Below are 25537 nucleotides of genomic sequence, written 5' to 3'. Positions count from 1 at the left end.
GATGACGACCATGATCGAGACCGTCGGCTGGACCCGCGAGCAGATGGCGGGCCGGGCCGCGCAGGAGCTGTCCGACGGCGAGTACGTGAACCTGGGCATCGGGTTGCCGACGATGATCCCGAACCATCTGCCCGCGGGCGTGACGGTCACCCTGCACAGCGAGAACGGGATCCTCGGGACCGGGCCCTACCCGACCGAGGACGCCGTCGACGCCGACCTGATCAATGCGGGCAAGGAGACGGTGACGGTCAACCCGGGCGCCTCGTTCTTCGACTCGGCGACCAGCTTCGGGATGATCCGCGGCGGCCACATCGGCACCGCAGTCCTTGGCGGCATGCAGGTTTCGGCGACCGGCGACCTGGCGAACTGGATGGTGCCCGGCAAGATGGTCAAGGGCATGGGCGGCGCGATGGACCTCGTCCACGGCGCCGGCCGGGTGATCGTGCTGATGGAGCACACCGACAAGTCCGGTGCCTCCAAGATCGTGCAGGAATGCACCCTGCCGCTCACGGGTGAGGGCGTGGTGCAGCGGATCGTCACCAATCTCGCGGTCATCGACGTCACCGACACCCCCTGCGACCCGGTGCCGGCCACGATTTCGACACAACGAAAGTAGGAAGTTCATGCTCAACCTGTCCGTGCTTCTCGAGGATTCCGCCCGCCGGTACCCGGCCCGTGAGGCACTGGTCCTCGGCGACGAACGCCTGTCGTACGAGGAGCTGAACAACCGCGCCAACCAGGTGGCGAACCTGCTCGTCTCCCGTGGCATCGAGCCGGGCGACAAGGTCGCGCTCTCCTGCCCGAACCTGCCGCACTTCCCGATCGTCTACTACGGGATCCTCAAGGCGGGTGCCGTGGTCGTTCCCCTCAACGTGCTGTTGAAGGGACGCGAGATCGCTTACCACCTCACCGATTCCGACGCCAAGGCCTACTTCTGCTTCGAGGGTTCGGCGGATCTTCCGATCGGGGAGTACGGCCAGGCCGGCTTTGCCCAGGCCCCCGAGTGCCGCGAGATGTTCGTGCTCACCGCGGACCCGGCCGTGCCCTCGGCGATCGAGGGGGTCGAGAGCGCCGGTCAGGTTCTCGCGGCCCAGCCCGTCCAGTTCGAGACCGTGGTGCGTGAACCCGCCGACACCGCGGTGATCCTGTACACCAGCGGCACCACCGGAAAGCCCAAGGGCGCCGAGCTCACCCACTCCAACATGGTGCTCAACGCCATGGCGGCGAACCGGTTGTTCGACAGTTCGCCGATGCGGCACGACACCAGCCTGCTCACGCTGCCGCTGTTCCACTCCTTCGGGCAGACGGTGAGCATGAACGCGGGCCTCGCGGTCGGCTCGACGCTGGTGATGCTGCCGCGGTTCGAGCCCGCCGCCGCGCTCGAGCTGATGGAGCGGGAGTCGATCACGATCTTCGCCGGCGTCCCGACCATGTACTGGAGCCTGCTCGGCGCCCTCGAGGAGGGGGTCGACGTCGAGCGGATCGCGCGGAACATGCGACGCGCCATCTCCGGTGGCGCCGCGCTGCCGGTGGAGATCCTCACGCGGTTCAAGGAGCGCTTCGGCGTGCAGATCCTGGAGGGCTACGGCCTGTCCGAGACCTCGCCGCTGGCACTGTTCAGCGACCCGGAGCGCGACCCGCGGCCGGGATCGATCGGCGTCCCGGTCTGGGGCATCGAGGCCCGCCTCGTGGACCGGGACTGGAACACCGTCACCGGCACCGACGAGGTCGGCGAGCTGGCCCTGCGCGGCCACAACGTCATGAAGGGGTACTACAACCGCCCCGAGGCCACCAGCGAGGTGACGGACAACGGCTGGTTCCGCACCGGCGACCTGGCCAAGGTGGACGAGGACGGCTTCTACTACATCGTCGACCGGGCCAAGGACATGATCGTGCGGGGCGGGTTCAACGTGTACCCCCGCGAGATCGAGGAGGTCCTGATGGCCCACGAGGCGGTCTCCCTGGCCGCCGTCGTCGGGGTTCCCGACGAACGGCACGGCGAGGAGATCAAGGCGTTCGTGATCCTCGAGCCGGGTTCGCAGACCGCCGAGGCCGAGCTGATCGAGTGGACCAAGGAGCAGATGGCGGCGTACAAGTACCCGCGCCTCGTCGAGTTCGTCACGGTCCTGCCGATGACCGCCACCGGCAAGATCCTCAAGCGTGAGCTCGGTCAGGTCGCCTCGAGCTTGTGATCGCGTCGCCCCTGTGAGCACGGGGCCGCGATGACCGACGACGGCGGCGACGGCAATTTGCCGTCGCCGCCGTCGCGTTCGTCAGCTGAACTGGGGGCAGAGGTTCTTCCGGGCCGCCTCGTAGGTCAGGCGCGCCTCGTCGGTGCCCTCCATGCCGCCCTGCGTCATCATGTCGACGTAGCCGGACCAGTCCGTCCAGGCGCCGGTGGAGGCGGCGGAGGGCTGGAGCTGGGCGAAGGCGTCGCAGTAGGTGTGGCCGGTGGCCGCGATCGCGGCGCGCTGGGACCGCGGGCTCGAGACGGCCTTGCCGTCGGCGTCGACCACGTCGTCCCAACGAGACTGCGAGCACACCGCTTTCACGAACTCGGCGTCGCCGCCGGCGGGCACGGCGCGGAAGACCTCGCTCGCCTCCAGGCGTGCGATCTGGTCCGCCCGGCCCTCCTCGAACTGCGCCAGCAGGCTCCGGTACTCGTCGTCGGCGTCCTCGACCTGCACCGGTCGCAGCACGTCGACGAGATCCGCCGCGGTCGCGTTGGCGGCGGTCGCGTCCGCGCACGTCGTGGTGCCGCCTGCAGAGGCGTTGGCGGCCGGCTCGGAGTCCGAAGAGCATCCGACGATCGCGACACCCACCACCGCTACGGTTGCGGCGAACGTGCAGGCACGGCGAGCGATTTTCATGATCCTCCGAATGGTGTGAACGGGATTGGGCGACGGGCGCAGCGTTCCGCTCCGTCGGCACGGCGGTGTGCAGTATTGCAGCCGCGCGCGGATTCCGCGTCGGATATCCCACCTCCGCTATAGTTAGGTGGCCCTAACCGTTGGAGGTATCGGCATGACCCGACCGCTCGTCACCCTCACCGTACTGCGCACCGAACGGCTCACCTCGCACCTGGTGCGGGTGCACCTCGGCGACCCCGGCTTCGACGACTTCGTGGCGAACGGCTACACCGACGCCTACGTGAAGCTCGTCTTCGGCACCGACGCGGAGCCCGTGCTGCGCACCTACACCGTCCGCCGTGTGGACGACGAGAAGCGGGAGATCGCAATCGATTTCGTCGTCCACGGCGACGAGGGGGTGGCCGGGCCGTGGGCGCGGGCGGCGCAGCCGGGTCAGAGCCTGCGGCTGCGCGGTCCGGGCGGCGCCTTCGCCCCGCGGGCGGACGCGGACTGGCACCTGATGGCCGGCGACGAGTCCGCGATACCCGCGATCGGCGCGGCGCTCGAGGCGCTGCCCGCGTCGGCGGTCGCCAAGGTGTTCGTCGAGGTGGACGGTCCCGACGGCGAACTCGACCTGCCCTCCGCCGCGGATGTCGAGGTCACCTGGGTGCACCGCGGCGCGGCCGCCGACGAGGTGGGCGACGACCGTGCCGGGGACAACGCGCCGCTGGTCGCCGCCGTCCGGCAGGCGCCGTGGCTGCCCGGCCAGCCCCACGTGTTCGTGCACGGCGAGGCGAACGCCGTCATGCACGGCCTGCGTGGCTACATCCGCAAGGAGCGCGGGGTGAGCGCGGAGTGGGCGTCGATCTCGGGATACTGGCGGCGCGGCCGGACCGAGGAGGGCTTCCGGGTCTGGAAGTCCGACCTCGCGAAGACCGAGGGCTAGGAACGCTGCGGGGTAGGGGGTCTCAGGCGGGCGCGGACGCCGCCTCGGCGGCCGACGGGTCGAGGCTCGGGTCGGCCGAGGGTCAGCAGCGCCGTCGTCGCGACCGCGCCGCACACGACGATGCTGCTCGCCATCTGCACGGCCGAGCCGCCCACCAGCGGTGAGATCAGCGCGGCCAGGCCGAACTGGCCGGCGCCCATCACCGCCGATCCGGTGCCCGCGGCCTTGGTGACCTGGGCCTGGCTCAGCGCGGTGGCGTTGCCCATGATGAACCCGATGCTGGTGGTGACCAGGAACAGCAGCGGCAGCACCACCGCGGTGTGGGTGCCGCCGAGCGTGACCTCGAGCAGCAGCATGACGCCGGCGGCGAGCAGCAGCGTGACGCCGAAGGCGAGCAGCTGCCGGGCGTTGAAGCGCCCGATGAGCCGGGTGTTGACGACGCTGCCGCCGACGATCCCGACCGAGTTCACGCCGAAGATCACGGAGAACTGGCCTGGCGACATGCCGAGCACGTCCTGGACCACGAACGGCGACGCCGAGATGTACGAGAACAGGGCGCCGAACCCGAACACGAAGGTGAGCGCATAGCCGACGTAGCGCCGGTTGCCGACCACGTACCGCATGTTGTGCGCGTGCGCGGCCAGACCGCCGCCGTGCCGCTTCTCCGCCGGGAGCGTCTCGGGAATCAGGGTCAGTACGCCGACCACCATCGCCACGCCGGCGCCGGTCAGCACCCAGAAGATGCCGCGCCAGCCGATCGGTCCGAGCAGCGCGCCGCCGAGCAGCGGCGCGACCACCGGCGCGACACCGCCGATGATCATCATGACGCTGAAGAGTTTCGCGGCCCCGTCGCCCTTGGCGCGATCGGCAATCACCGCGCGCGCCAACACGATTGCCGCGCCGCCGCTCAGGCCCTGCAGCAGTCGGGCCGCGATCAGCACCTCCGCGGTGGGGGCCAGCGCGCACAGGACGCCGCTGATCGCGAACGCCACGGTGCCGCCGAGCAGCAGCCGTCGTCGGCCCCAGCCGTCCGAGAGCGGCCCGACGACCAGCTGTCCGATGCCGAGACCCGCCATGAACGTCGCGAGGGTGAGCTGGACCGTCTCCGTCGGTGCCCCGAGGTCCTCGCCGAGCGCGGGCAGGCCGGGCAGGTACATGTCGGTGGCGAGGGGTGCGATCGCAGAGAGCAGGGCGAGGGCCAGCAGCATGGGTATCGAGATGGCTCGGGTCACATGCATGAGCCAGCGGCGCGGACGCTTGATTTATTCCCGTGCGGGAGAGAATCTTCGGGCATGGCTTCCGAGGCACGCGACCACCCCGCAGAGCAGCTGCCGCCCCGGCTGGCGGCGCACCTCGACGCCTACTCCGAGCATCTGCGGCTCGAGCGGGACCGTTCCGAGCACACCGTGCGCGCCTACCTGTCCGACGCCCGTTCGCTGCTCGCGCACTTCGTCGCGACCGCGCCGGAGGACGGGATCGAGGACCTGGACCTGCGGGTGCTGCGGTCCTGGCTGTCCGCCCAGGCGGCCGCCGGCGTCGCCCGCAGCACCCTGGCCCGGCGCACCGCCGCCGCGCGCACCTTCACCGCATGGCTGGCCCGCACCCGACGCATCACCCGTGACCCCGGTACCCGGCTGGCCTCGCCCAAGTCGCACCGGACGTTGCCGGCGGTGCTGCGGCAGGAGCAGGCCGAGGATGCGATGCGGGCAGCGGAATCCGGTGCGGCGCAGATGGATCCGGTCGCGGTGCGCGACCGGCTGGTGGTGGAGATGCTGTACGCCACCGGAATCCGGGTGGGGGAGCTGTGCGGCCTGGACCTCGACGACGTCGACCGGGACCGCCGGGTGCTGCGGGTGCTGGGCAAGGGCAACAAGGAACGGTCGGTGCCCTTCGGCGGGCCGGCCGCCGACGCACTCGACGCCTGGCTGCGGGCCGGCCGGCCGCACCTGGTGCGGGCCGAGTCGGGTCCGGCGCTACTGCTCGGCAAACGCGGTCGACGGCTCGACCAGCGGCAGGCCCGGTCGGTGGTGCACGAGGTGCTCGAGGCCGTTCCCGGGGCGCCGAGCCTCGCCCCCCACGGGCTGCGGCACTCGGCCGCCACGCACCTGCTCGAGGGCGGCGCCGACCTGAGGGTGGTGCAGGAGCTGCTCGGGCACACCAGCCTGGCCACCACCCAGCTGTACACGCACGTCTCGGTGGCGCGCCTGCGGGCCGTGCACGACCAGGCCCACCCCCGCGCCTGACCGGCGGAGCCGCTACCGCAGCGGCTTGAGGCGCACCGGCGTGGCGCGGAGCAGTCCGAGCGGGTCGAGGTAGGTCCGGTCCCGGCGCAGCCCCCAGTGCAGGCAGCCGTCGCACCCGGGGTGGCCGGCCACGAGGGTGCCCAGCACGGTGCCGCGGGTGACCCGTCGGCCCACGGCGACCGCGGCCCGCACCGGCTCGTACGTGGTCCGCAGCCCGCCGGCGTGGTCCACCGACACCACCGGCTTGCCCGCGACCGTCCCGGCGAAGACCACCGTCCCGTCGCCCGCGGCGAGCACCGGCCGGCCCGGTTCGCCGACCAGGTCGACGCCCCGGTGTCCGGGCAGCCAGTCGTGCGCGGGCGGGTCGAAACCCCGGCCGAGCGGCGGTCGGGGGTCCAGCGGCCAGCCGAACGCCTTCGCCGCGGGAGCCGGGGGAGGCGCGGCGAGCAGGAGCAGGGCGGCGAGTCCGACGACGGCGAGCAGGCGCATCCCCCCACGCTCGGCCGTCGCGCCCTCCCGCGGAAGCCCGTTCCCGCCTCCTGTGGACCGGCGGAGGTTCCTCCACAGGCCCGCGACCGCCTGGTTATGACCTGCGCGACCCAAGCCGTACACTTGCCACGCGGTCTGTGTTCGCGCAGTCCGACTTCGCGCGTCCGCGCAAGAACATCGGCCCTCGGCTGGTCCTGCACCCGTGCAGGTCCGAGGGTTCTACGGGCGCCAGGGCAGGGGTCACCCGACCGCCTGCGTCAACCGAATGAAAGAGGTACACAGCCATGGCTGTCGTAACCATGAAGCAGATGCTCGACAGTGGTACCCACTTCGGGCACCAGACCCGTCGCTGGAACCCGAAGATGAAGCGTTTCATCTTGACGGACCGCAACGGCATCTACATCATCGACCTGCAGCAGACCCTCACGTACATCGACAAGGCGTACGAGTTCGTCAAGGAGACCGTTGCCCACGGCGGCACCGTCCTCTTCGTCGGCACCAAGAAGCAGGCGCAGGAGTCCATCGCCGCAGAGGCGACCCGCGTCGGCATGCCGTACGTGAACCAGCGCTGGCTCGGTGGCATGCTCACCAACTTCACCACCGTCCACAAGCGTCTGCTGCGCCTCAAGGATCTCGAGGCCATGGAGCAGAGCGGTGGCTTCGAGGGTCGCACCAAGAAGGAAATCCTCATGCTCACGCGTGAGATGACCAAGCTTGACCGCACCCTCGGCGGCATCCGGGACATGGCCAAGGTTCCGTCGGCCATCTGGGTCGTCGACACCAACAAGGAGCACCTCGCGGTCTCCGAGGCTCGCAAGCTGAACATCCCGGTCATCGCGATCCTGGACACCAACTGCGATCCCGACCTGGTCGACTACCCGATCCCGGGTAACGACGACGCGATCCGCTCCGCCGCGCTGCTCACCAAGGTCGTCGCTTCCGCGGTGGCCGAGGGTGTCCAGGCGCGCGCCGGACGCAACGCGGGCGACGACGCCAAGCCCGAGGCCGGCGCAGGCGAGCCGCTCGCCGAGTGGGAGCAGGAACTGCTCTCCTCCGCGGCTCCCGCCGCCGATGTCATCACCGAGGGTGGCCCCGAGTCCCCGCGTGAGGCTGTCGCCGAGGCCGAGGAGAAGCTCGCCGAGGCCCCCGCGGAGATCGCGGACGCCGAAAAGCAGGCCTAGTCGATCCGGCCCTGACCCGTCATCTCGAACGACTGGGTCAGGGCCGTTTCGCCCCCTGCACCACCCCAGGCATCGAAACTCACTCAAGGAGGCTCGCCCCGATGGCGAACTACACCGCCGCTGACGTGAAGCGGCTCCGCGAGCTCACCGGCTCCGGAATGATGGACTGCAAGAACGCGCTCGCCGAGACCGACGGCGACTTCGACAAGGCCGTCGAGCTGCTCCGTATCAAGGGCGCCAAGGACGTGGGCAAGCGCGCCGAGCGCACCACCGCCGAGGGCCTCGTCGTCGCCAAGGACGGCGTGATGCTCGAGCTCAACTGCGAGACCGACTTCGTCGCCAAGAACGCCGAGTACCAGGAGCTGGCGGAGAAGGTCGTCACCGCGGCCGCCGCCGCCAAGCCGGCCGACCTCGACGCCCTCAAGGCCGTCGCTGTCGACGGTGGCACCGTGGACGAGGCCGTCGCGGCCCTGTCCGCCAAGATCGGCGAGAAGCTCGAGCTGCGTCGTGTCGTCTCCTTCGACGGCCCGGTCGCGATCTACCTGCACAAGCGCAGCTCGGACCTGCCCCCCGCCGTGGGCGTGCTGGTCGAGTACACCGGTGAGGGCGAGGCCGCCGAGGCCGCCGCTCGCGCCGCCGCGATGCAGGTTGCCGCGCTCAAGGCCAAGTACGTCACCCGCGACGAGGTCCCCGCGGACGTCGTCGAGGCCGAGCGTCGCATCGCCGAGCAGACGGCCAAGGAGGAGGGCAAGCCCGAGGCTGCACTCCCCAAGATCGTCGAGGGTCGCGTCAACGGCTACTACAAGGACGTCGTCCTGACCGAGCAGTCCTCGGTCACCGACTCGAAGAAGACCGTCAAGGCGCTTCTCGACGAGGCCGGCGTGACCATCACCCGCTTCGCGCGGTTCGAGGTCGGCGCCAGCTAGTTCGGCGCAACAGACGAACGACAGGGCCCCGTCTCCGATTTCGGAGACGGGGCCCTGTCGCGTACGCCACGCGGACCCGACCCGGCAGTGCTGGTCGGGAGCCGATGAGGCAGGATGGACAGGCAATCCGCGACCGATTCGGTCGCGGGTGGCCGATTCATGCTGGCCGCACCATCCACGCGGCACAGAGACCGAGGAGAGCCATGACCGAACCCGCACCAACCGAATCCGCGACCGGACGCGAGGGCTTCTCGCGTGTCCTGCTCAAGCTCGGCGGCGAGATGTTCGGTGGTGGTGGGGTGGGTCTGGACCCGGACGTCGTGCAGACGATCGCCAAGCAGATCGCCGAGGTCGTCGCGACCGGCGTCCAGGTCGCCGTCGTCATCGGTGGCGGCAACTTCTTCCGCGGTGCGGAACTGCAGCAGCGCGGCATGGACCGGGCCCGCTCCGACTACATGGGCATGCTCGGCACCGTGATGAACTGCCTTGCGCTGCAGGACTTCCTGGAGAAGGCGGGCGTCGACACCCGCGTGCAGACGGCCATCACCATGGGCCAGGTCGCGGAGCCGTACCTGCCGCTGCGGGCGCGTCGGCACCTGGAGAAGGGCCGCGTCGTGATCTTCGGCGCCGGCATGGGCATGCCCTACTTCTCCACCGACACCACCGCCGCGCAGCGGGCGCTCGAGATCGGCGCCGAGGTGGTGCTGATGGCGAAGGGTGTCGACGGCGTCTACACCGCGGACCCCCGGGTCGACCCGGCCGCCACCATGTACACCGAGATCAGCCACCGCGAGGTCATCGAGCAGGGCCTCAAGGTCGCGGACGCCACCGCGTTCAGCCTGTGCATGGACAACCAGATGCCGATCATGGTCTTCAACCTGCTGACCGAGGGCAACATCGCCCGCGCGGTCGCCGGTGAGAAGATCGGAACACTGGTCAAATCGTGAATTTCGGTGACATCGTGAATGCCACCGCCGTACCCGCCGAGCCTGGAGGAACACCGTGATTGATGAAGCGCTCTTCGATGCCGAGGAGAAGATGGACAAGGCCGTCGCGGTGGCCAAGGACGACCTCGGTGGCATCCGCACCGGCCGCGCCAACCCCGGCATGTTCAACCGCATCGTGATCGACTACTACGGCTCGATCACCCCGATCACCCAGCTCGCGAGCATCAACGTGCCCGAGGCCCGGATGGTCATCATCAAGCCGTACGAGGCCTCGCAGCTGAACGCGATCGAGAACGCGATCCGCAACTCGGACCTCGGGGTGAACCCGTCCAACGACGGCAGCATCATCCGCATCTCGGTCCCGCAGCTCACCGAGGAGCGGCGCCGCGAGCTGGTCAAGCAGTCCAAGGGCAAGGGCGAGGACTCGAAGGTTGCCATCCGCAACATCCGCCGCAAGGCGATGGAGGAGCTGGGTCGCATCCAGAAGGACGGCGAGGCCGGCGAGGACGAGGTCGCCCGCGCCGAGAAGGAGCTCGACAAGACGACCGCCAAGTACGTGGCGAGCATCGACGAGCTGGTCAAGCACAAGGAAGCCGAATTGATGGAGGTCTAGGCACATTGTCCACCGAAGGCTCAGCGCCCGGCGGCTCGGCGGGCGCGGCCACCGCCCCGCCCTCGAAGGCCGGCCGGAACCTGCCGGCCGCCATCGGGGTCGGGGTGGGGCTCGGTGCCCTGCTGATCGCCACCCTGCTCTTCGTTCCCCGGGCCTGGTTCGTCATCGTGGGCGCCGCGATGGCCGTCGCGACCTGGGAGGTCGCCAAGCGGCTGCGTGAGGGCGGCATCCTGGTGCCGCGGATCCCGCTGATCCTCGGTGGGCAGGCCATCATCTGGCTCGGCTGGCCCTACGGCGCCACCGGCGTGCTCGCGGGATTCGCGGGCACCGTGCTGGTGTGCATGGTGTGGCGGCTGTTCGACCAGGGCCTCAAGGCCGCCCCGCAGAACTTCCTGCGGGACGTGTCGATCACCGTGTTCGTCGCGGCCTGGATCCCGCTGCTGGCGTCGTTCGCGACGCTGATGGTGCTGCAGGACGACGGACCCGGCCGTATCTTCGTGCTGATGATCGGGGTGGTGTGCTCCGACGTCGGCGGCTACGCGGCCGGCGTGCTGTTCGGCAGGCACCCGATGGTCCCCGCGATCAGCCCCAAGAAGTCCTGGGAGGGCTTCGCCGGCTCGCTGGTGTTCGCCGTGGTCGGCTCGATCCTCACCGTCACCCTCATCCTGGACGCCAGCCCGTTGACCGGCGCCCTGCTGGGCGCGCTCCTGGTGGTGGTCGCGACGCTCGGCGACCTGATCGAGTCGCAGGTCAAGCGCGAGCTCGGGATCAAGGACATGGGCACCCTGCTGCCCGGGCACGGCGGCATCATGGACCGGCTGGACTCGCTGCTGCCGTCCGCGTTCGTGACGTGGCTGGTGCTCACCGCGCTGCTCTGACGCCATGAGACCCGCGCGCGCCGGCTCCGGCCCGATCCCCAGCCCCAACATCTGGCACTGGCCGGAGATCTACGAGGTGGAGAACCGGGCACAGGACGCGGACGGCGCGATCTTCGCGGCGCTGCGGGACGTCGCGGACTGGTCCGGACGCGACATCCTGGACCTCGGCTGCGGCGCCGGGTTCCACCTGCCGCAGTTCGCGCGCGACGCCCGGTCGGTGACCGGGGTCGAGCCGCACCGCCCGTTGGTGGACCTGGCACTGCGCCGGGTCTGCGCCGCCGAGCCGCCCGTCACGGTGCTCGCCGGGTCCGCCGAACGTATCCCGCTGCCCGACGACAGCGTCGACGTGGTGCACGCGCGGACCGCGTACTTCTTCGGCCCCGGCTGCGGCGCCGGGATCGTCGAGTCGATGCGGGTGCTGCGGCCCGGCGGCGTCCTCGCCGTGGTGGACCTCGACGCCACGGTCGGCGGCTACGGCGAGTGGATGCGCGCGGACCTGCCGCACTACGACCCGGCGAAGGTGGAGGCGTTCTTCGCCGCGCAGGGCTTCGGGCTGGTGCGGGTGCGGACCCGCTGGGAGTTCGACAGCCGGGAGGCGATGCGGTCGGTGCTGGGCATCGAGTTCACCGAACGCACCGCGGAGCGGGCCTTCGCGCAGACGCCCGGGCTGGCGCTCGAGGTCGGCTACCGGATCCACACCCGGCGCGCGCCGGTCGGCCTTGTCCTCTGAGCACCGAAGTCCCGAAGCCGAACTGGCTGAAGAGAATCTGAGGCCATCGGCCGCGGAGGCCTTGCCTGGTCGCTACTGTTCGCCCTGAACCGACGGGTCCGTCGAAAGTGTCATAGTGCCAAGGAGTCTGGCGTGGGTGCAGGCAACACCGCGGGGCGGACGGCGCCGGGCAAGGACCCGGCCCTCGCGCCCACCCCGCCGATGGGCTGGAACAGCTGGAACCGTTTCCGTTGCTACGACCTGACCGAGGAGGTCGTCCTCGCGACCGCGGACGCGATGGTCGAGAGCGGGATGCGCGACGCCGGGTACCGGTACCTGGTGGTCGACGACTGCTGGCAGGCCTTCGCCCGCGGCGACGACGGCCGGCTGCGCTCGCACCCCCGACGGTTCCCGAGCGGGATGGCCGCCCTCGGCGAGCAGATCCACGCCCGCGGACTGAGGTTCGGCCTCTATCTGGCGCCCGGGCGCAAGACGTGCGCGATGATCCACGACCGCTACCCGGCTCGCGACATCGGATCCTTCGGGTACGAGCAGCTGGACGCGGACACCCTCGCGGGATGGGGCGTCGACTACCTCAAGTACGACTGGTGCAGGGCCGGTCGGGGCGGCACCGGACTCGACCACCGGGGGGCCTTCGAGCGGATGGCCGCGGCCCTCGCGGACACTGGCAGGCCGATCGTCTACAGCATCTCCGAGTACGGCCAGACCCGGCCGTGGGAGTGGGCGGGAGAGTACGGGCACCTGTGGCGCACCACCGGGGACATCGGTCCGAGCTGGCGCTCGGTGCTCCGGCTCGTCGACCGTCAGCACGGCCTGGCCCGGTACGCCGGTCCCGGCGGCTGGAACGACCCCGACATGCTCGAGGTGGGCAACCCCGGGCTCGGTGAGGTGGAGTCCCGCAGCCACCTCATGCTCTGGGCGATGCTGGCGGCGCCGCTGTTCGCGGGAAACGACCTGCGCACCATGACCGAGCAGACGCGCCGGCTGCTCACCCATGCCGGGGTGCTGGCGATCTCCCAGGACGCGCTCGGCAGGCAGGGGGAGCGGGTCGCACGGTTCGGGCGCGTCGAGGTGTGGCGCCGCGAGCTGAGCGGCGGCGTGGCGTACGGGGTGCTCAACCGGGGCCGACGCGAGGTCTCGCTCCAGGTCCGCGACGACGCGCTGGTGCTGCCCGAGGGCRGGGTGTTGTGCCCGCTCGCCGACGACAGCATCGACGTCTGGACCGGGCACCCGGTCCGCGACCGGAAAGGCATGTGGCCGCTGCAGTCTCGTGAGATGGTGCTGGTTCGTTCCCCGTCCGGATGACGCGGGCACACCGTCGCCCGAAGGGATCCCCGATGCCCGTTTCGCCGCCCGAGTCCGTCGCGCCCACCGCGCCGCAGCGCGTCGCGGCACCGACCACGCGGGCGTCACGCGGGTGGATCACGATGTTCACCCTCGCGTACGTGGGCATCAACATCGCGTGGTCGGGTCCGACGCAGGTGCTGATGTCGCCACAGGTGGAGCGGCTGACAGACGGTGCGCCGTGGTTCTTCTCGGCCACCAGCAAGGAGACCAACCTCGCCGTCATCGGCTTCGTCGCGGGCATCTTCGCGCTCCTGTCGACGCCGCTGTGGGGCGCCCTGTCCGATCGCACGGCCTCCCGCTGGGGTCGGCGCACCCCGTGGATGGCCGGGGGCATGGTGGTGGTGGCGGCCGGGCTGGTGGCCACCGGGTTCGCACAGTCGCTGCCGGCGGTGCTGCTCAGCTGGGTCGCAATGCAGACCGCGATCAACGCGGTCATCTCGCCGCTGTCGGCCTCGGTGCCGGACCACGTGCCGGTCGCCCAGCGCGGCGTGGTCTCCGGCTGGTACGGATTCGCCTACACCCTCGCCGTCGTCGCCGGCACCGCTCTCGGCACCGTCGCGACCGCGGTGTGGGCGGGTCCGCTGGGGATCACGGTGGGGTACCTGCTGTGCGCGGCCGCCTGCGTCCTGGCGATGCTGCCGTTCGTCTTCTCGCGCTGGGAGACGCCGCTCGCCCCGGTCGACCGGCCGCCGCTCGCCCCGGTCGACCGGCCGCCGTTCCGGTTCGCCGAGTTGCTCGCCTGCTACTGGGTGGACGTGCGCCGGTACCCGGACTTCGGCTGGGCCTGGCTGACCCGGTTCCTCGCCACCCTGAGCACCGCGACGGCGCTGTTCTACCTCTTCTACTACCTGCAGGACGAGGTGGGACTGACCCGCGACGACGCGGCGACCGGTGGCGGGCTCCGGGTCAGCGACGGGGTGCTGGTCCTCACCGTCGTCTACGCGCTGTGGGTCTTCGTCACGGTGGTGCTGGCCGGTGTCATCTCCGACCGCGTCGGGCGGCGCCGGGTCTTCGTGTCGGCGTCGGCCCTCTTCATCTCGGTCGCGACGCTGCTGATGGCCTTCGTCCCGAGCTTCCCGGTGACCGTGCTGGCGGCGGTGATCCTCGGGCTCGGCACCGGGGTGTTCACCTCGGTCGACTTCGCCCTGGTGACGGAGGTGCTGCCGGCGGCCGAGAGCAACGGCAAGGACATCGGCATCATCAACCTGGCGATCGCGCTGCCGAACGTGCTCTCGCCGGTCGTCGCGGCGGTCATGGTGAACTCCCTCGGCGGCTACACCGGTCTCTACCTGCTCTCCGGGGCGCTGTCGGTGCTCGCCGGGGTACTCGTCTACCGGATCAAGGGCGTGGCCTGAGCCCGGTCACACCAGTTCGGGGTCGGTGGTCAGCTCCACGTTCACCCACAGCTCGTACGGCAGTTCCTTCAGCCGCCCGATCAGGGCGCGGCGCACCGCGTCCTCGTCCGTGATCTCCCACAGGCCGGGCGGGTCGAGGAAGACCACCTCGACGTACATCTTGCGGCCGACCTTGCTGATCGAGGTCTCCGGCTCGGGCAGGTCGAACGTCGCGCGGACCTCGGCGATCGCGCGGTGCACGGGTTCCTGCACGGCGTCCGTCGGTGCGCCCTCGAGGATCTCGACCATCGCCGACCGCAGCATCGTGACCGGCTGGGGCAGCAGCAGCGCGCAGGTGACCAACACCAGCACCGAGTCGACGTAGCGGTCCGCGTCGGACCAGGCCGTGCGCTGCAGGACCATCACCACGACGCCGCCGACGGCGATCACCGCGCTGAACACCGTCCCGGACAGCCAGCCGCGGGCCTCCGCGCCGAGCAGGTCGGACCCGCGGGCCGCGGCGCGGACGTAGAGGTAGGCGGTCGCCGACAGCACGGCGGTGACCAGGCCGTAGCCGAGCAGGGAGCCGCCGGCGACCTCGCCGCCGCCGTCGAGGATCACCCGGACCGACTCGGCCGCCGCGTAGGCGAGGGTGCCGAACAGGGCGAGGCACTGGACCACCACGACCACCGGCGTGAGCGACTCGCGGCCGAACGGGTACCGGGCCGTCGGCCCCGAGGCCGCCACCCGGGACGTCACCAGCGAGAGCCACGTCAGGCCCATCCCGATCAGGGCGTAGGCGCCGTCGAGGAGGATGACCTGCGAGCCGGAGACCAGGCCCCAGCAGACGGCGAGGGCGGCGAGGCCGGCGGACGCCGCCAGGCAGACCCGCAGGACCGACTGTTCCCGCCTCGCGGCGTCGGAGGTGGATGCCAACGGTCAGCGCGCCGCGGTACGGGACTTCTTGGCGATGCGGCGGATCTGCGCGATGCGCACCCCGCCGGCGAGGGCCATGATCAGCGCGCCCGCGATGGCGGCGAGCAGCAGGCTGACCCCGAGCGGCAGCGAGAATTCCCACACGAACACGTTGAGCGTCACCTGGTCGAGGTTCTGCAGGATGAACACCAGCAGCAGCACCAGCACCAGTGCGCCGATGACCAGGCCGGTCCAGGTGGCGGCGGCCTTGGTGTGCCCGAGGCTGGTGTGCCGGTCGAGTGCGGCCTCTTCAGGCGTCACCGACGGGGGCCGCTCCGATGCCGGCTCGGGCGCCGCCGGGGCCGGCTCGGGGGTGTCGTCGGTCGGGCCGAGTCGAGGGTCCGGGCCGGGTCCTTCGGTCTGTGCCATGGCCACATCATCACGCACCGGATGTGTGATTGCACGCTCATCTCGCCGGGAATTCGCATGTCGCGGCCGGGGGATGGGACACTGGGAGACACTATGTCTGTTCCAGTCCCGCTCGTGTTCAATGCCCCGCGCCGAGGCATGCCGCCCACGCATCTCGCCGACCTCGACGCGGAGGGTCGCCGCGAGGCCGTCAAGGAACTCGGACTTCCCGCATTCCGCGCCGACCAGTTGGCCCGCCAGTACTACGCCAGGCTGGAGGCGGACGCGGAGAAGATGACCGACCTGCCCGCCGCCGTGCGGGAGAAGGTCGGGTCGGCGCTGTTCCCGACGCTGCTCACCCCGGTCAAGCACGTCGCCTGCGACGAGGGGACCACCCGCAAGACGTTGTGGAAGGCGAACGACGGCACGCTCCTCGAGAGCGTCCTGATGCGCTACCCGGACCGGGCGACGCTGTGCATCTCCAGCCAGGCCGGTTGCGGCATGGCCTGCCCGTTCTGCGCGACCGGTCAGGCCGGCCTGACCCGGAACCTGTCTACCGCGGAGATCGTCGACCAGGTGCGTGCGGCGGCCGCCGCGATGCGAGACGGCGAGGTCGCCGGCGGCGAGGGACGCCTGTCCAACGTGGTCTTCATGGGTATGGGCGAGCCGCTGGCCAACTACAAGCGGGTGGTGGCGGCGGTGCGCCGGATCACCTCGCCCGCGCCCGAGGGCCTCGGGCTCTCGCAGCGCTCGGTCACCGTCTCCACCGTGGGCCTGGCACCGGCGATCCGCAAGCTGGCCGACGAGGGCCTGTCGGTGACGCTCGCGGTGTCGCTGCACACTCCGGACGACGAGCTGCGCGACACCCTGGTCCCGGTGAACAACCGGTGGACCGTCGCCGAGGTGCTCGACGCGGCGAAGTACTACGCCGACCAGACCGGGCGCCGGGTGTCCATCGAGTACGCGCTGATCCGCGACATCAACGACCAGCCGTGGCGGGCCGACCTGCTCGGCAAGAAGCTGCACAAGGCGCTGGGCTCGCGGGTGCACGTGAACCTGATCCCGTTGAACCCGACGCCGGGCAGCAAGTGGGACGCCAGCCCCAAGGACGTCGAGCGTGAGTTCGTGCGCCGGGTCATCGCGCAGGGCGTCTCCTGCACCGTCCGCGACACCCGCGGCCAGGAGATCGCCGCCGCCTGCGGGCAGCTCGCCGCCGAGAACTGACGCCGCCTCCCGCGGCACCGAATGCAACGACTGCGGCCGCGCAGTTCCCCGAGGGGAACCGCGCGGCCGCAGTCGTTTGTGTCTTGGTCGCTACCGCGGCTTGCGGCGCTGCAGGATGTCACGGACCAGCAGGAACACCATGAAGGCGGAAATGCCGACGAGCCAGAGGTCCTCGACCTTGCCCTCGTGGTTGCCGATTGTGTACAGGAGCAGGAACGCGGCGAAGAACCAGCCGAGGAAACGGAACAGCCGCGGCGCCTCGCCGCTCCAGCCCCAGGCTGCGGACGGAACTTCTGCGGTGTCGACGTGTGCGGCGACGAGGGGCTCGTTGACGCTGGGGTCCAGCTCGGTGGCGGCCACGGTCGATCCTCCTGATCGTACGGGTGTGCGTGTGTGCATATCGTGGCATACGACCGGGCGTCGTACCTAGCTGGGTCAGACCTTCTTGACCACACTGGACTTGAGCTGCATCGGACCGATGCCGTCGACCTTGCAGTCGATGTCGTGATCGCCGACGCCGTTCACCAGGCGGATGTTGCGCACCTTGGTGCCCGCCTTGATGCCGGTCGGGCTGCCCTTGACCTTGAGGGTCTTGACCACGGTGACCGTGTCGCCGTCGGCGAGGACGTTGCCCACCGCGTCGCGGACCACCCCGTCGCCGGCGTCGTCCGTGGCGTCGTCGGCGGCAGGCGCCCACTCGTGCGCGCACTCCGGGCAGACCAGCAGGGCGCCCATCTCGTAGGTGTACTCGCAGGAGCACTGGGGGCAGGGCGGCAGGGTCTCGTCCATGCGGGTCATCGTAGGGGAGGCGGCGGGGGAGAGGTCGCACCGAAGCGCTCCCCGCCGACGTGGGTGGGGAATCCTGTGCGCACCTGTGTAATTCTCTCAGGCTCCGTCAGGAACAATGGACGCGTGGCTGACAACCAACCGACTCGCGTCCTGCTGCTGGGCAGCACCGGCTCCATCGGCACCCAGGCTCTCGAGGTGATCGCCGCCAACCCCGACAAGTTCGAGGTGGTCGGTCTCGCCGCGGGCGGCGGCAACATCGACCTGCTGGCCGCGCAGATCCGCGCCACCGGCGTCACCCGGGTGGCCGTCGCCGACCCGGCCGCCGCCGCGCGACTCGACCTGCCCGGGGTGCTCAGCGGCCCCGACGCGGTCACCGAACTGGTCCGCGAGACGCCGGCCGACGTGGTGCTCAACGCGCTGGTCGGCTCCCTCGGCCTCGCGCCGACCCTGGCCGCCCTCGCCTCCGGTGCCCGGCTCGCGCTGGCGAACAAGGAGTCGTTGGTCGCGGGCGGTCCGTTGGTGACGGCCGCCGCGGCGCCCGGGCAGATCGTGCCGGTCGACTCCGAGCACTCGGCGCTCGCGCAGTGCCTGCGCGGCGGTCGCGCCGACGAGGTGGACCGGCTGGTGCTCACCGCCTCCGGCGGACCGTTCCGCGGTTGGACCGCCGACGCGCTCGAGGCAGTGACCCCCGAGCAGGCCGGGGCGCACCCGACCTGGTCGATGGGCCCGATGAACACGCTGAACTCCGCCACCCTGGTCAACAAGGGGCTCGAGCTGATCGAGACCCACCTGCTGTTCGGCATCGACTACGACCGCATCGACGTCACCGTGCACCCGCAGTCGATCGTGCACTCCATGGCGACCTTCACCGACGGCTCCACCCTGGCCCAGGCCAGCCCGCCGGACATGAAGCTGCCGATCGCGCTCGCCCTGGGCTGGCCGGACCGGGTGCCCGGCGCGGCCGCGGCCTGCGACTTCTCCACCGCGGCGACCTGGACGTTCGAACCCCTGGACGCCACGGTCTTCCCGGCCGTCGACCTGGCCCGCGCCGCGGGCAAGGCCGGGGGCTGCCTGACCGCGGTGTACAACGCCGCCAACGAGGTCGCGGCCCAGTACTTCCTGGACGGCGCGCTGCGCTTCCCGGCGATCGTGCGCACGGTCGAACGCGTTCTCGCAGGTGGCGACCGGTGGAGCGCCGCACCGGCTACCGTGGACGACGTGCTCGCCGCGGACGGCTGGGCGCGGGCGCGGGCACACGAGCTCGTCGAGCAGGAGGGCTAGACCACAGATGGTGTTCGTACTGGGAGTGGTGCTGTTCGCACTCGGCATCACCGTCTCCATCGCGCTGCACGAGGCCGGCCACATGTGGACCGCCCGCGCGCTGGGGATGAAGGTGCGTCGCTACTACATCGGCTTCGGGCCGAAGATCTTCTCCTTCCGGCGAGGGGAGACCGAGTACGGGCTCAAGGCCATCCCGGCCGGCGGGTTCTGCGACATCGCGGGCATGACCATGCACGACGAGCTCGCCCCCGACGAGGTCGACCGGGCGATGTACAAGCAGAAGACGTGGAAGCGGCTGGTCGTCATGTCCGGCGGCATCGTGATGAACTTCGTGTTCGGCACCGTGCTGGTCTTCGTGCTGGCGATGGGCTGGGGCCTGCCGAACCCCGAGACGCGGGCCGTCGTGGACGGCGTCACCTGTGTCTCTCCCAGCCAGGGCCCCGGGCCCGACTTCGCGCTCGCGGAGTGTGACGGGGTCGGACCGGCGCAGGCCGCGGGCATCGAACCGGGCGACGTCGTGATCGCCGTGAACGGGACACCCACTTCCACCTTCCGGGACGTGGTGCTGGCGACCCAGCCGCTGACCGGGACCGCTGAGTTCACCGTCGACCGCGACGGGCGGACGGTCAGCGTCCCGGTGCAGGTCCAGCAGGCCCAGCGCTGGGTCAACGACCCGGCGTCGACCGAGGCCGCGCCCCGGCCGCCGATCTCCCAGGAGGTCGGCGCGATCGGCATCAAGGCGCCGCCGCCGCTGGTGAAGTACTCGGCGGTGGCGGCCGTCCCGGCCGTCGCGGACTTCACCGGCGACATCTTCGCGCGCAGCGTGGAGGGCCTGGTGCAGATGCCGAGCAAGGTCGTCGACCTCTGGACGGCCGTCACCGGCGGCGAGCGCGGACTTGACACCCCGGTGAGCGTGGTCGGCGCCTCGGTGATCGGCGGTCAGGCCGCCGAGGCCAGCAACTGGGAGACCTTCGTCCTGCTGCTGGCGACGCTGAACTTCTTCCTCGGCATCTTCAACCTGGTGCCGCTGCTCCCGCTCGACGGCGGGCACATGGCGGTCGCGATCTACGAGAAGATCCGCAACGCATTCCGGTTCCGCCGTGGGCTGCCCGCCGGCGGGCCGGTGGACTACGCGAAACTGATGCCGCTGACCTACGTGGTCATCGTCCTCGGCGGCGCATTCATGCTGCTCACGCTCACCGCGGACATCGTCAACCCGATCAAGATCTTCTGACAAGAACTAGACTTTTCCTGTAGCGACGAAAGAAGGCACACCCCGTGACTAGCCCCGTTGGACTGGGCATGCCCGCCGGCCCGGCCGCAGTGCTCGCGCCCCGCCGCCAGACCCGCCAGCTCAAGGTCGGCAACGTCGGCGTCGGCAGCGAGTCGCCGGTTTCGGTGCAGTCGATGTGCACCACCAAGACTCACGACATCAACGCGACCCTGCAGCAGATCGCCGAGCTCACCGCGTCGGGCTGCGACATCGTCCGCGTCGCGTGCCCCCGCCAGGAGGACGCCGACGCGCTCGCGACCATCGCGAAGAAGAGCCAGATCCCGGTCATCGCGGACATCCACTTCCAGCCGCGCTACATCTTCGCGGCCATCGACGCCGGCTGCGCCGCGGTGCGGGTGAACCCCGGCAACATCAAGGAGTTCGACGGCCGGGTCGCGGAGGTCGCGAAGGCGGCGGGCGACGCGGGCATCCCGATCCGCATCGGCGTCAACGCCGGCTCGCTGGACCCGCGGCTGATGGCCAAGTACGGCAAGGCCACCCCGGAGGCGCTGGTCGAGTCCGCGCTGTGGGAGGCCGGCCTGTTCGAGGAGCACGGCTTCGGTGACATCAAGATCTCCGTCAAGCACAACGACCCGGTGGTCATGGTCGAGGCGTACCGCCAGCTGGCCGCCAAGTGCGACTACCCGCTGCACCTCGGGGTGACCGAGGCGGGTCCGGCGTTCCAGGGCACCATCAAGTCCGCGGTCGCCTTCGGGGCACTGCTGGCCGAGGGCATCGGCGACACCATCCGCGTCTCGCTCTCCGCGCCGCCCGCCGAGGAGATCAAGGTCGGCACCCAGATCCTCCAGTCGCTGAACCTGCGGCCGCGCAAGCTCGAGATCGTCTCCTGCCCGTCCTGCGGGCGGGCGCAGGTGGACGTCTACACCCTCGCCGACGAGGTGACGGCCGGGCTCGAGGGCATGGACATCCCGCTGCGCGTCGCCGTGATGGGCTGCGTCGTCAACGGTCCGGGTGAGGCCCGCGAGGCGGACCTCGGCGTCGCGTCCGGCAACGGCAAGGGACAGATCTTCGTCAAGGGCAAGGTCATCAAGACTGTGCCCGAGGCGAAGATCGTGGAGACGCTGATCGAGGAGGCGATGCGCATTGCCGAGGAAATGGGTGACGGTTCCGACTCGGGTACGCCGGTCGTGACCGTCAGCTAGGACAGCACCGTATGGTGGGCGTCACACGTCCACTCGATTTTTCCGACGGACCCGGGGGTGACTGGGTGCTCAAACTGCTCGGTGCCAGGCAGCTCGGCACGCGGGACCGCGCCGACGTGCTGCAGGTGCTCGACGCCGACCCGATCGCGACATGCATGGTCGCGGCTCGGGTGCAGGACCTCGGCGTGGAGCCGCGCGCCATCAACGGGGAGCTGTGGAGCCGTGGCGGGCCCGCGGAGTCGCTGTGCTTCTCCGGCGCGAACCTGGTGCCGCTGCGCGGCAACCTGAGCGACCTGCGGGCGTTCGCCGACCGCGCCTGCCGGGTGCCGCGGATGTGTTCCTCGCTGGTCGGCCGCGCCGAGCTGACGATGCCGCTGTGGGAGATGCTCGAGGCGGACTGGGGGCCGGCCCGGGAGGTTCGCGCCGAGCAGCCACTGCTCGCGCTGGCGGGGCCGCCGGCGATCGCGCCGGACCCGCGGGTGCGGCTGGTGCGGATGGACGAGCTCGACGCCTACCTGGTGGCCGCCGTCGCGATGTTCATCGAGGAGGTCGGCATCGATCCCCGCGCCAGCGACGGCGGCCGCGGCTACCGTCGCCGGGTCGCCGGGCTGATCGCGTCCGGGCGGGCGTGGGCTCGGTTCGAGGGCGGCAAGGTGATCTTCAAGGCCGAGGTCGGGTCGATGTCCGCGCAGGTCGGCCAGATCCAGGGCGTGTGGGTGCATCCGCGGTTCCGCGGTCAGGGGTTCGGCGGCGCGGGCACCGCGGCGGTCTCGCAGGCCGTCGTCGACTCGGGTCGGATCGCGAGCCTGTACGTGAACAGCTTCAACCGGGCGGCCCGGCAGACCTACGACCGGGTCGGGTTCAGCCAGGTGGCCACGTTCGCCACCATCCTGATGGACTGACGCCGCCCGGCCCGGGCGGTGGGGTCCCCCGGTGACGGGCCATGCGCGCCTTGCCCTGTCGCCGTCGGCCCACCCCTAGGATGGGCACCGATGATCTCCCGAGCCGTCCGCCGCCGCCTCCGTCCGCCCGTCGTCCTGGTCGTGACGGGGGCCCTTGCCGTCGGCCTCGCAGCCTGCACGCCCAAGCCGGCCGGGCCCGAACCGGTGGCACAGCAGTTCCTCACCGCCGTCGCGGAACGCGACACCGGCCGCGCGGCGGACCTCTCCGACCGTCCGGACGCCGCGCAGGCGGCCCTCGACTCGGCATGGGAGAACCTGCAGGCGGAATCGCTCACCGCGTCGACCGGGACTGTCCGGGTGAACGGGGACACCGCCACCGTCGGCTACACCTACGAGTGGCACCTGCCCAAGGAGCGGGTCTGGACCTACACCGGCGAACTGCAGATGGGCCGCCGGGACGGGCAGTGGGGGGTGCGTTGGAGCGCGACCGACATTCACCCGAAACTGGGCGACACCCAGACGATGTCGCTGCGGGCCACCCCGGCGCCGCGGGCCCGGGTCAACGAGCGGGCGGGCTCGGACGTGCTGGTGCCGGGCACGACCATGCGGATCGGATTCAACCCGCGGGAGGCCGGCGACGTGGGCTCGGTCGGGGCCGCGCTGGCGGCGACACTCGCGCCGTTCGACAAGACCCTCACCGCCCAGTCGCTGGTGGAGTCGGCGACCGCGGTCAAGGGGGTCTACCCGGTGATGACCCTGCGTCAGGACGACTACGAGTCCGTCGCGGCGGCGCTGGCCGGGATGCCGGGCGTCTCGGTGGTCGAGGAGGCGGACCTGGTCGCCACCGACCGGACGTTCGCGCCCGACCTGATCGGCCAGGTCAAGAAGCGGGTGATCGACGAGGTGGACGGCAAGGCCGGCTGGAGCGTCGTCACCGTGAACAAGAACGGCGTCGACATCGACGTGCTCACCGAGAGCAAACCCCAACCGGTGCCGTCGTTTTCGGTGACCCTGGACCGTCCCGTCCAGGTGGCCGCGCAGAACGCCGTCGACGCCCGGCCCGACCAGGCGATGATGGTGGTGATGCAGCCCTCGACCGGCGCGATCCTGGCGGTCGCGCAGAACAAGGCCGCCGACCGTGACGGGCCGGTGGCGTCGACGGGCCTGTACCCGCCGGGCTCCACTTTCAAGATCATCACTGCGGGCGCGGCGATCGACAACGGACTGGCCCAGCCCGGCAGCATGGTCGGCTGCCCGGGCCGGATCGAGATCGGCGAGCGAACGGTGCCCAATTACAACGAGTTTGCGCTGGGCACGGTGTCGATGAGCACCGCGTTCGCGCGGTCCTGCAACACCACCTTCGCGAAGTTGGCCAGCGAGATGACGCCCGACGCGTTGACGGTGGCCGCCGCGAAGTTCGGCGTCGGCCCCGACTACACCGTCGCCGGGCTGCCCACCGACTCCGGTTCGGTGCCGCCGGCCTCGGACCTGGTGCAGCGCACCGAGGACGGCTTCGGCCAGGGCAAGGTGGTGGTGAGCACCTTCGGGATGGCGCTGGCGGCGTCCACCGTCGCGCACGGGTCGACGCCGGTGCCGCAGTTGATCGTCGGCGAGGAGACCACGATCTCCGGGGCGCACCCGGAGATCAGCCCCGCGATGGTCGACGGTCTGCGCGGGATGATGCGCGAGGTGGTCACCAGCGGAACCGCCGAGCGGATCGCCGACCAGGGCGAGGTGTACGGCAAGACGGGGGAGGCAGAGGTCGACGGCGGCTCGCACGCCTGGTTCGTCGGCTACCGGGGCGATCTCGCTTTCGCGACGCTGGTGGTGCGGGGCGGCAGCTCCGACAACGCGGTCGCGGTGACCCGGGACATGCTCGTGGCGTTGCCGGCCGGGTACTGAGCGAAACCCGTTCGACATGAAGGGCATCGACGGTCACGCTGGTGGCCATGTCCGATGAACTCGTTCCCCGACCGGAGGCGTTCCGTGCGCTCGCTCGCTCCTCGCCCTGGCGCTGGTCCACGCTCGAGTTCGAGCTGGACCGGTCCGGTGAGGTGGAGCACGCGTGGATCCGGCGACCCGATCGGCTGCGGGTGGAGGACCGGTCCGGAGCGGTGCTGCGCACCACCGACGGCGTCAATGCGATGACGTCGCCGGCGGTGCGGTACTCGGAAGGTGGCGGCGAGCGCGTCACGCGGGTCTGGCCGACGGACGTCGAACCCGTGTACGGCGCAGACGGATTGGTTCTCGAGCGACCCGACGGGATCGGCATCGACTACGACGAGCCGTTCCACGACGACTACTTCTGGGTCGCACTGCTCGATCCCGCGGAACTTGCGGCGGGTGTCGAGATAGGTGAGGTGGCGGCGGTGGAGCACTACGGCAGGCCCGCGTGGGAGGCGACGGTACGGCCGACGGGGGAGTACGAGCCGCGGTGCTCGTGCTGCGCTCTGCTCAGCGGAAACGGTGAACTCGATCCGGACCCGTGGGTGCCGACGGCGGACTCGGTGGTCCGACTCGATCTGCAGACAGGAGTGTGCGTGTCGGTCCGCCACGTGGGGATCTCCGGGTGCGGGCCGGAGGCGGACCTCCGCATCGCCGAGGTAGACGCCCCGATGGCCGACGAGCTGTTTCGCCGGAGGCGCTGGTTCGGGCGCCGCAGGGGTCGGTGACGGCGGGGGGTGGGCGCTGCGGTGACGGGCGCCTGGGCGAGGGACGCTGGGTGACGGACGCTGGGTGACGGACGCTGCGGGGGAGTGCTCGATCGAAGCGTAGTGCCGGCGCCGCACTGCGCCTCAACCTCACCCAGGACAGCGCGGWCCGGTTGTGGTGGTGCAGGTCTTTGCTGGGTGACGGGGTGGGGCCTGTGCCTGCGGGTCAGGCCGTGTCGATGGTGCGCCGGTTGTAGGCCGGCCGTGGTCTTCGCGCCGGGTCGACCCACGCCGGTGGTGTGAACCACGGGTGGCCGTCGTCGCCGATGGCCACCGCCCAGTGGTTCTTGTGGATGATCGTGTGGTGCTTCTTGCACAGCAGCACCAGGTTCGACAGCGCTGTCGGACCACCCTTGGACCAGTGCCAAATATGGTGGGCGTCGGTCCA

At 70.7% G+C, this 25537-nt stretch carries 27 protein-coding genes; 19 read left to right on the top strand and 8 right to left on the bottom strand.

Annotated elements, in window-relative coordinates; all coding sequences use genetic code 11:
* The first annotated feature begins 1 nt into the window (after position 1).
* Positions 2-616 (top strand): 3-oxoacid CoA-transferase subunit B, encoded by a 615-nt coding sequence (locus tag AC1DU4_RS21905; RefSeq protein ID WP_477843414.1) that lies wholly within the window; start codon positions 2-4, stop codon positions 614-616.
* A 7-nt stretch (positions 617-623) separates the two neighbouring features.
* Entirely contained in the window at positions 624-2192 is a 1569-nt protein-coding gene (locus AC1DU4_RS21900) for a long-chain-fatty-acid--CoA ligase (protein ID WP_477843412.1), read from the top strand.
* 81 nt (positions 2193-2273) lie between these two features.
* Here the strand turns inward: AC1DU4_RS21900 and AC1DU4_RS21895 are convergent, their stop codons facing one another.
* On the bottom strand, positions 2274-2870 hold the full coding sequence (locus tag AC1DU4_RS21895; RefSeq protein ID WP_139191145.1) for a hypothetical protein: 597 nt from the start codon (positions 2868-2870) through the stop codon (positions 2274-2276).
* A 154-nt stretch (positions 2871-3024) separates the two neighbouring features.
* On the opposite strand from AC1DU4_RS21895, the gene AC1DU4_RS21890 reads away from it, so the two are divergent.
* Entirely contained in the window at positions 3025-3795 is a 771-nt protein-coding gene (locus AC1DU4_RS21890; RefSeq protein WP_477843410.1) for a siderophore-interacting protein, read from the top strand.
* Here the strand turns inward: AC1DU4_RS21890 and AC1DU4_RS21885 are convergent.
* Positions 3792-5003 carry a multidrug effflux MFS transporter gene (locus tag AC1DU4_RS21885; protein ID WP_477843441.1) on the bottom strand — a complete coding sequence of 404 codons (1212 nt, stop codon included), beginning with the start codon at positions 5001-5003 and terminating at the stop codon, positions 3792-3794. The two genes, AC1DU4_RS21890 and AC1DU4_RS21885, sit on opposite strands and share 4 nt — an antisense overlap.
* Positions 5004-5087: 84 nt before the next feature.
* Here AC1DU4_RS21885 and AC1DU4_RS21880 point away from each other — a divergent pair, with 84 nt between their 5' ends.
* Positions 5088-6038: a tyrosine recombinase XerC gene (locus AC1DU4_RS21880; RefSeq protein WP_477843408.1), complete on the top strand. Its 951-nt coding sequence runs from the start codon at positions 5088-5090 to the stop codon at positions 6036-6038.
* Positions 6039-6050: 12 nt separating this feature from the next.
* Here AC1DU4_RS21880 and AC1DU4_RS21875 read toward each other — a convergent pair whose 3' ends face one another.
* Positions 6051-6527, bottom strand: coding sequence for a M23 family metallopeptidase (locus tag AC1DU4_RS21875; protein WP_477843406.1), 477 nt, complete (start codon positions 6525-6527; stop codon positions 6051-6053).
* A 284-nt stretch (positions 6528-6811) separates the two neighbouring features.
* Here AC1DU4_RS21875 and rpsB point away from each other — a divergent pair, with 284 nt between their 5' ends.
* The 8 genes from rpsB to AC1DU4_RS21835 all read left to right on the top strand — a co-directional run bounded on the left by rpsB (position 6812) and on the right by AC1DU4_RS21835 (position 14504).
* Positions 6812-7708, top strand: a complete 897-nt coding sequence (gene rpsB / locus AC1DU4_RS21870) for a 30S ribosomal protein S2 (protein ID WP_477843405.1) — start codon at positions 6812-6814, stop codon at positions 7706-7708.
* Positions 7709-7809: 101 nt separating this feature from the next.
* Positions 7810-8634: a translation elongation factor Ts gene (tsf, locus tag AC1DU4_RS21865; protein WP_477843403.1), complete on the top strand. Its 825-nt coding sequence runs from the start codon at positions 7810-7812 to the stop codon at positions 8632-8634.
* A gap of 203 nt (positions 8635-8837) precedes the next feature.
* The gene (gene pyrH / locus AC1DU4_RS21860) at positions 8838-9581 is read left to right on the top strand and encodes a UMP kinase (RefSeq protein ID WP_072846323.1); all 744 of its coding nucleotides are present in this window, start codon (positions 8838-8840) and stop codon (positions 9579-9581) included.
* A 55-nt stretch (positions 9582-9636) separates the two neighbouring features.
* Positions 9637-10194, top strand: a complete 558-nt coding sequence (gene frr / locus AC1DU4_RS21855; protein ID WP_072846324.1) for a ribosome recycling factor — start codon at positions 9637-9639, stop codon at positions 10192-10194.
* A gap of 5 nt (positions 10195-10199) precedes the next feature.
* Positions 10200-11072, top strand: a complete 873-nt coding sequence (locus AC1DU4_RS21850) for a phosphatidate cytidylyltransferase (RefSeq protein WP_477843400.1) — start codon at positions 10200-10202, stop codon at positions 11070-11072.
* A 4-nt stretch (positions 11073-11076) separates the two neighbouring features.
* Positions 11077-11802 carry a class I SAM-dependent methyltransferase gene (locus tag AC1DU4_RS21845; protein ID WP_477843398.1) on the top strand — a complete coding sequence of 242 codons (726 nt, stop codon included), beginning with the start codon at positions 11077-11079 and terminating at the stop codon, positions 11800-11802.
* Positions 11803-11934: 132 nt separating this feature from the next.
* Positions 11935-13107 (top strand): alpha-galactosidase, encoded by a 1173-nt coding sequence (locus AC1DU4_RS21840; RefSeq protein WP_477843396.1) that lies wholly within the window; start codon positions 11935-11937, stop codon positions 13105-13107.
* Positions 13108-13139: 32 nt separating this feature from the next.
* On the top strand, positions 13140-14504 hold the full coding sequence (locus tag AC1DU4_RS21835; RefSeq protein WP_477843394.1) for an MFS transporter: 1365 nt from the start codon (positions 13140-13142) through the stop codon (positions 14502-14504).
* Between the two features lie 6 nt (positions 14505-14510).
* Here AC1DU4_RS21835 and AC1DU4_RS21830 read toward each other — a convergent pair whose 3' ends face one another.
* Together AC1DU4_RS21830 and AC1DU4_RS21825 are read right to left on the bottom strand one after the other, a co-directional pair.
* On the bottom strand, positions 14511-15419 hold the full coding sequence (locus AC1DU4_RS21830) for a cation efflux transmembrane domain-containing protein (RefSeq protein ID WP_477843392.1): 909 nt from the start codon (positions 15417-15419) through the stop codon (positions 14511-14513).
* A gap of 3 nt (positions 15420-15422) precedes the next feature.
* On the bottom strand, positions 15423-15827 hold the full coding sequence (locus AC1DU4_RS21825; protein WP_477843390.1) for a lipopolysaccharide assembly protein LapA domain-containing protein: 405 nt from the start codon (positions 15825-15827) through the stop codon (positions 15423-15425).
* Positions 15828-15920: 93 nt separating this feature from the next.
* On the opposite strand from AC1DU4_RS21825, the gene rlmN reads away from it, so the two are divergent.
* On the top strand, positions 15921-17030 hold the full coding sequence (gene rlmN, locus AC1DU4_RS21820) for a dual-specificity RNA methyltransferase RlmN (RefSeq protein ID WP_477843388.1): 1110 nt from the start codon (positions 15921-15923) through the stop codon (positions 17028-17030).
* Positions 17031-17120: 90 nt separating this feature from the next.
* Here rlmN and AC1DU4_RS21815 read toward each other — a convergent pair whose 3' ends face one another.
* Both AC1DU4_RS21815 and AC1DU4_RS21810 read right to left on the bottom strand, forming a co-directional pair.
* Positions 17121-17390, bottom strand: a complete 270-nt coding sequence (locus tag AC1DU4_RS21815) for a DUF2631 domain-containing protein (protein ID WP_477843386.1) — start codon at positions 17388-17390, stop codon at positions 17121-17123.
* 75 nt (positions 17391-17465) lie between these two features.
* On the bottom strand, positions 17466-17819 hold the full coding sequence (locus tag AC1DU4_RS21810; protein WP_477843384.1) for a zinc ribbon domain-containing protein YjdM: 354 nt from the start codon (positions 17817-17819) through the stop codon (positions 17466-17468).
* 123 nt (positions 17820-17942) lie between these two features.
* Here AC1DU4_RS21810 and dxr point away from each other — a divergent pair, with 123 nt between their 5' ends.
* The 6 genes from dxr (at position 17943) to AC1DU4_RS21780 (ending at position 25110) form a co-directional block, all read left to right on the top strand.
* Positions 17943-19100: a 1-deoxy-D-xylulose-5-phosphate reductoisomerase gene (gene dxr, locus AC1DU4_RS21805; protein WP_477843383.1), complete on the top strand. Its 1158-nt coding sequence runs from the start codon at positions 17943-17945 to the stop codon at positions 19098-19100.
* Positions 19101-19107: 7 nt separating this feature from the next.
* Entirely contained in the window at positions 19108-20334 is a 1227-nt protein-coding gene (locus AC1DU4_RS21800; RefSeq protein WP_477843381.1) for a M50 family metallopeptidase, read from the top strand.
* Between the two features lie 44 nt (positions 20335-20378).
* Positions 20379-21536: a flavodoxin-dependent (E)-4-hydroxy-3-methylbut-2-enyl-diphosphate synthase gene (ispG, locus tag AC1DU4_RS21795; RefSeq protein ID WP_477843379.1), complete on the top strand. Its 1158-nt coding sequence runs from the start codon at positions 20379-20381 to the stop codon at positions 21534-21536.
* A 65-nt stretch (positions 21537-21601) separates the two neighbouring features.
* Positions 21602-22438 carry a GNAT family N-acetyltransferase gene (locus AC1DU4_RS21790; protein WP_477843377.1) on the top strand — a complete coding sequence of 279 codons (837 nt, stop codon included), beginning with the start codon at positions 21602-21604 and terminating at the stop codon, positions 22436-22438.
* Positions 22439-22528: 90 nt separating this feature from the next.
* A complete protein-coding gene (locus tag AC1DU4_RS21785) occupies positions 22529-24340 on the top strand; it encodes a penicillin-binding transpeptidase domain-containing protein (protein ID WP_477843375.1) in 1812 nt (603 codons plus the stop codon).
* 47 nt (positions 24341-24387) lie between these two features.
* Positions 24388-25110: a hypothetical protein gene (locus tag AC1DU4_RS21780; protein WP_477843373.1), complete on the top strand. Its 723-nt coding sequence runs from the start codon at positions 24388-24390 to the stop codon at positions 25108-25110.
* A 205-nt stretch (positions 25111-25315) separates the two neighbouring features.
* Here AC1DU4_RS21780 and AC1DU4_RS21775 read toward each other — a convergent pair.
* On the bottom strand, positions 25316-25537 hold a 222-nt coding region (locus AC1DU4_RS21775), incomplete at its 5' end, for an HNH endonuclease signature motif containing protein (RefSeq protein WP_477843371.1).

Source organism: Rhodococcus sp. P4_F5, assembly GCF_056401315.1.
This window is presented reverse-complemented; position numbering and strand designations above follow the sequence as displayed.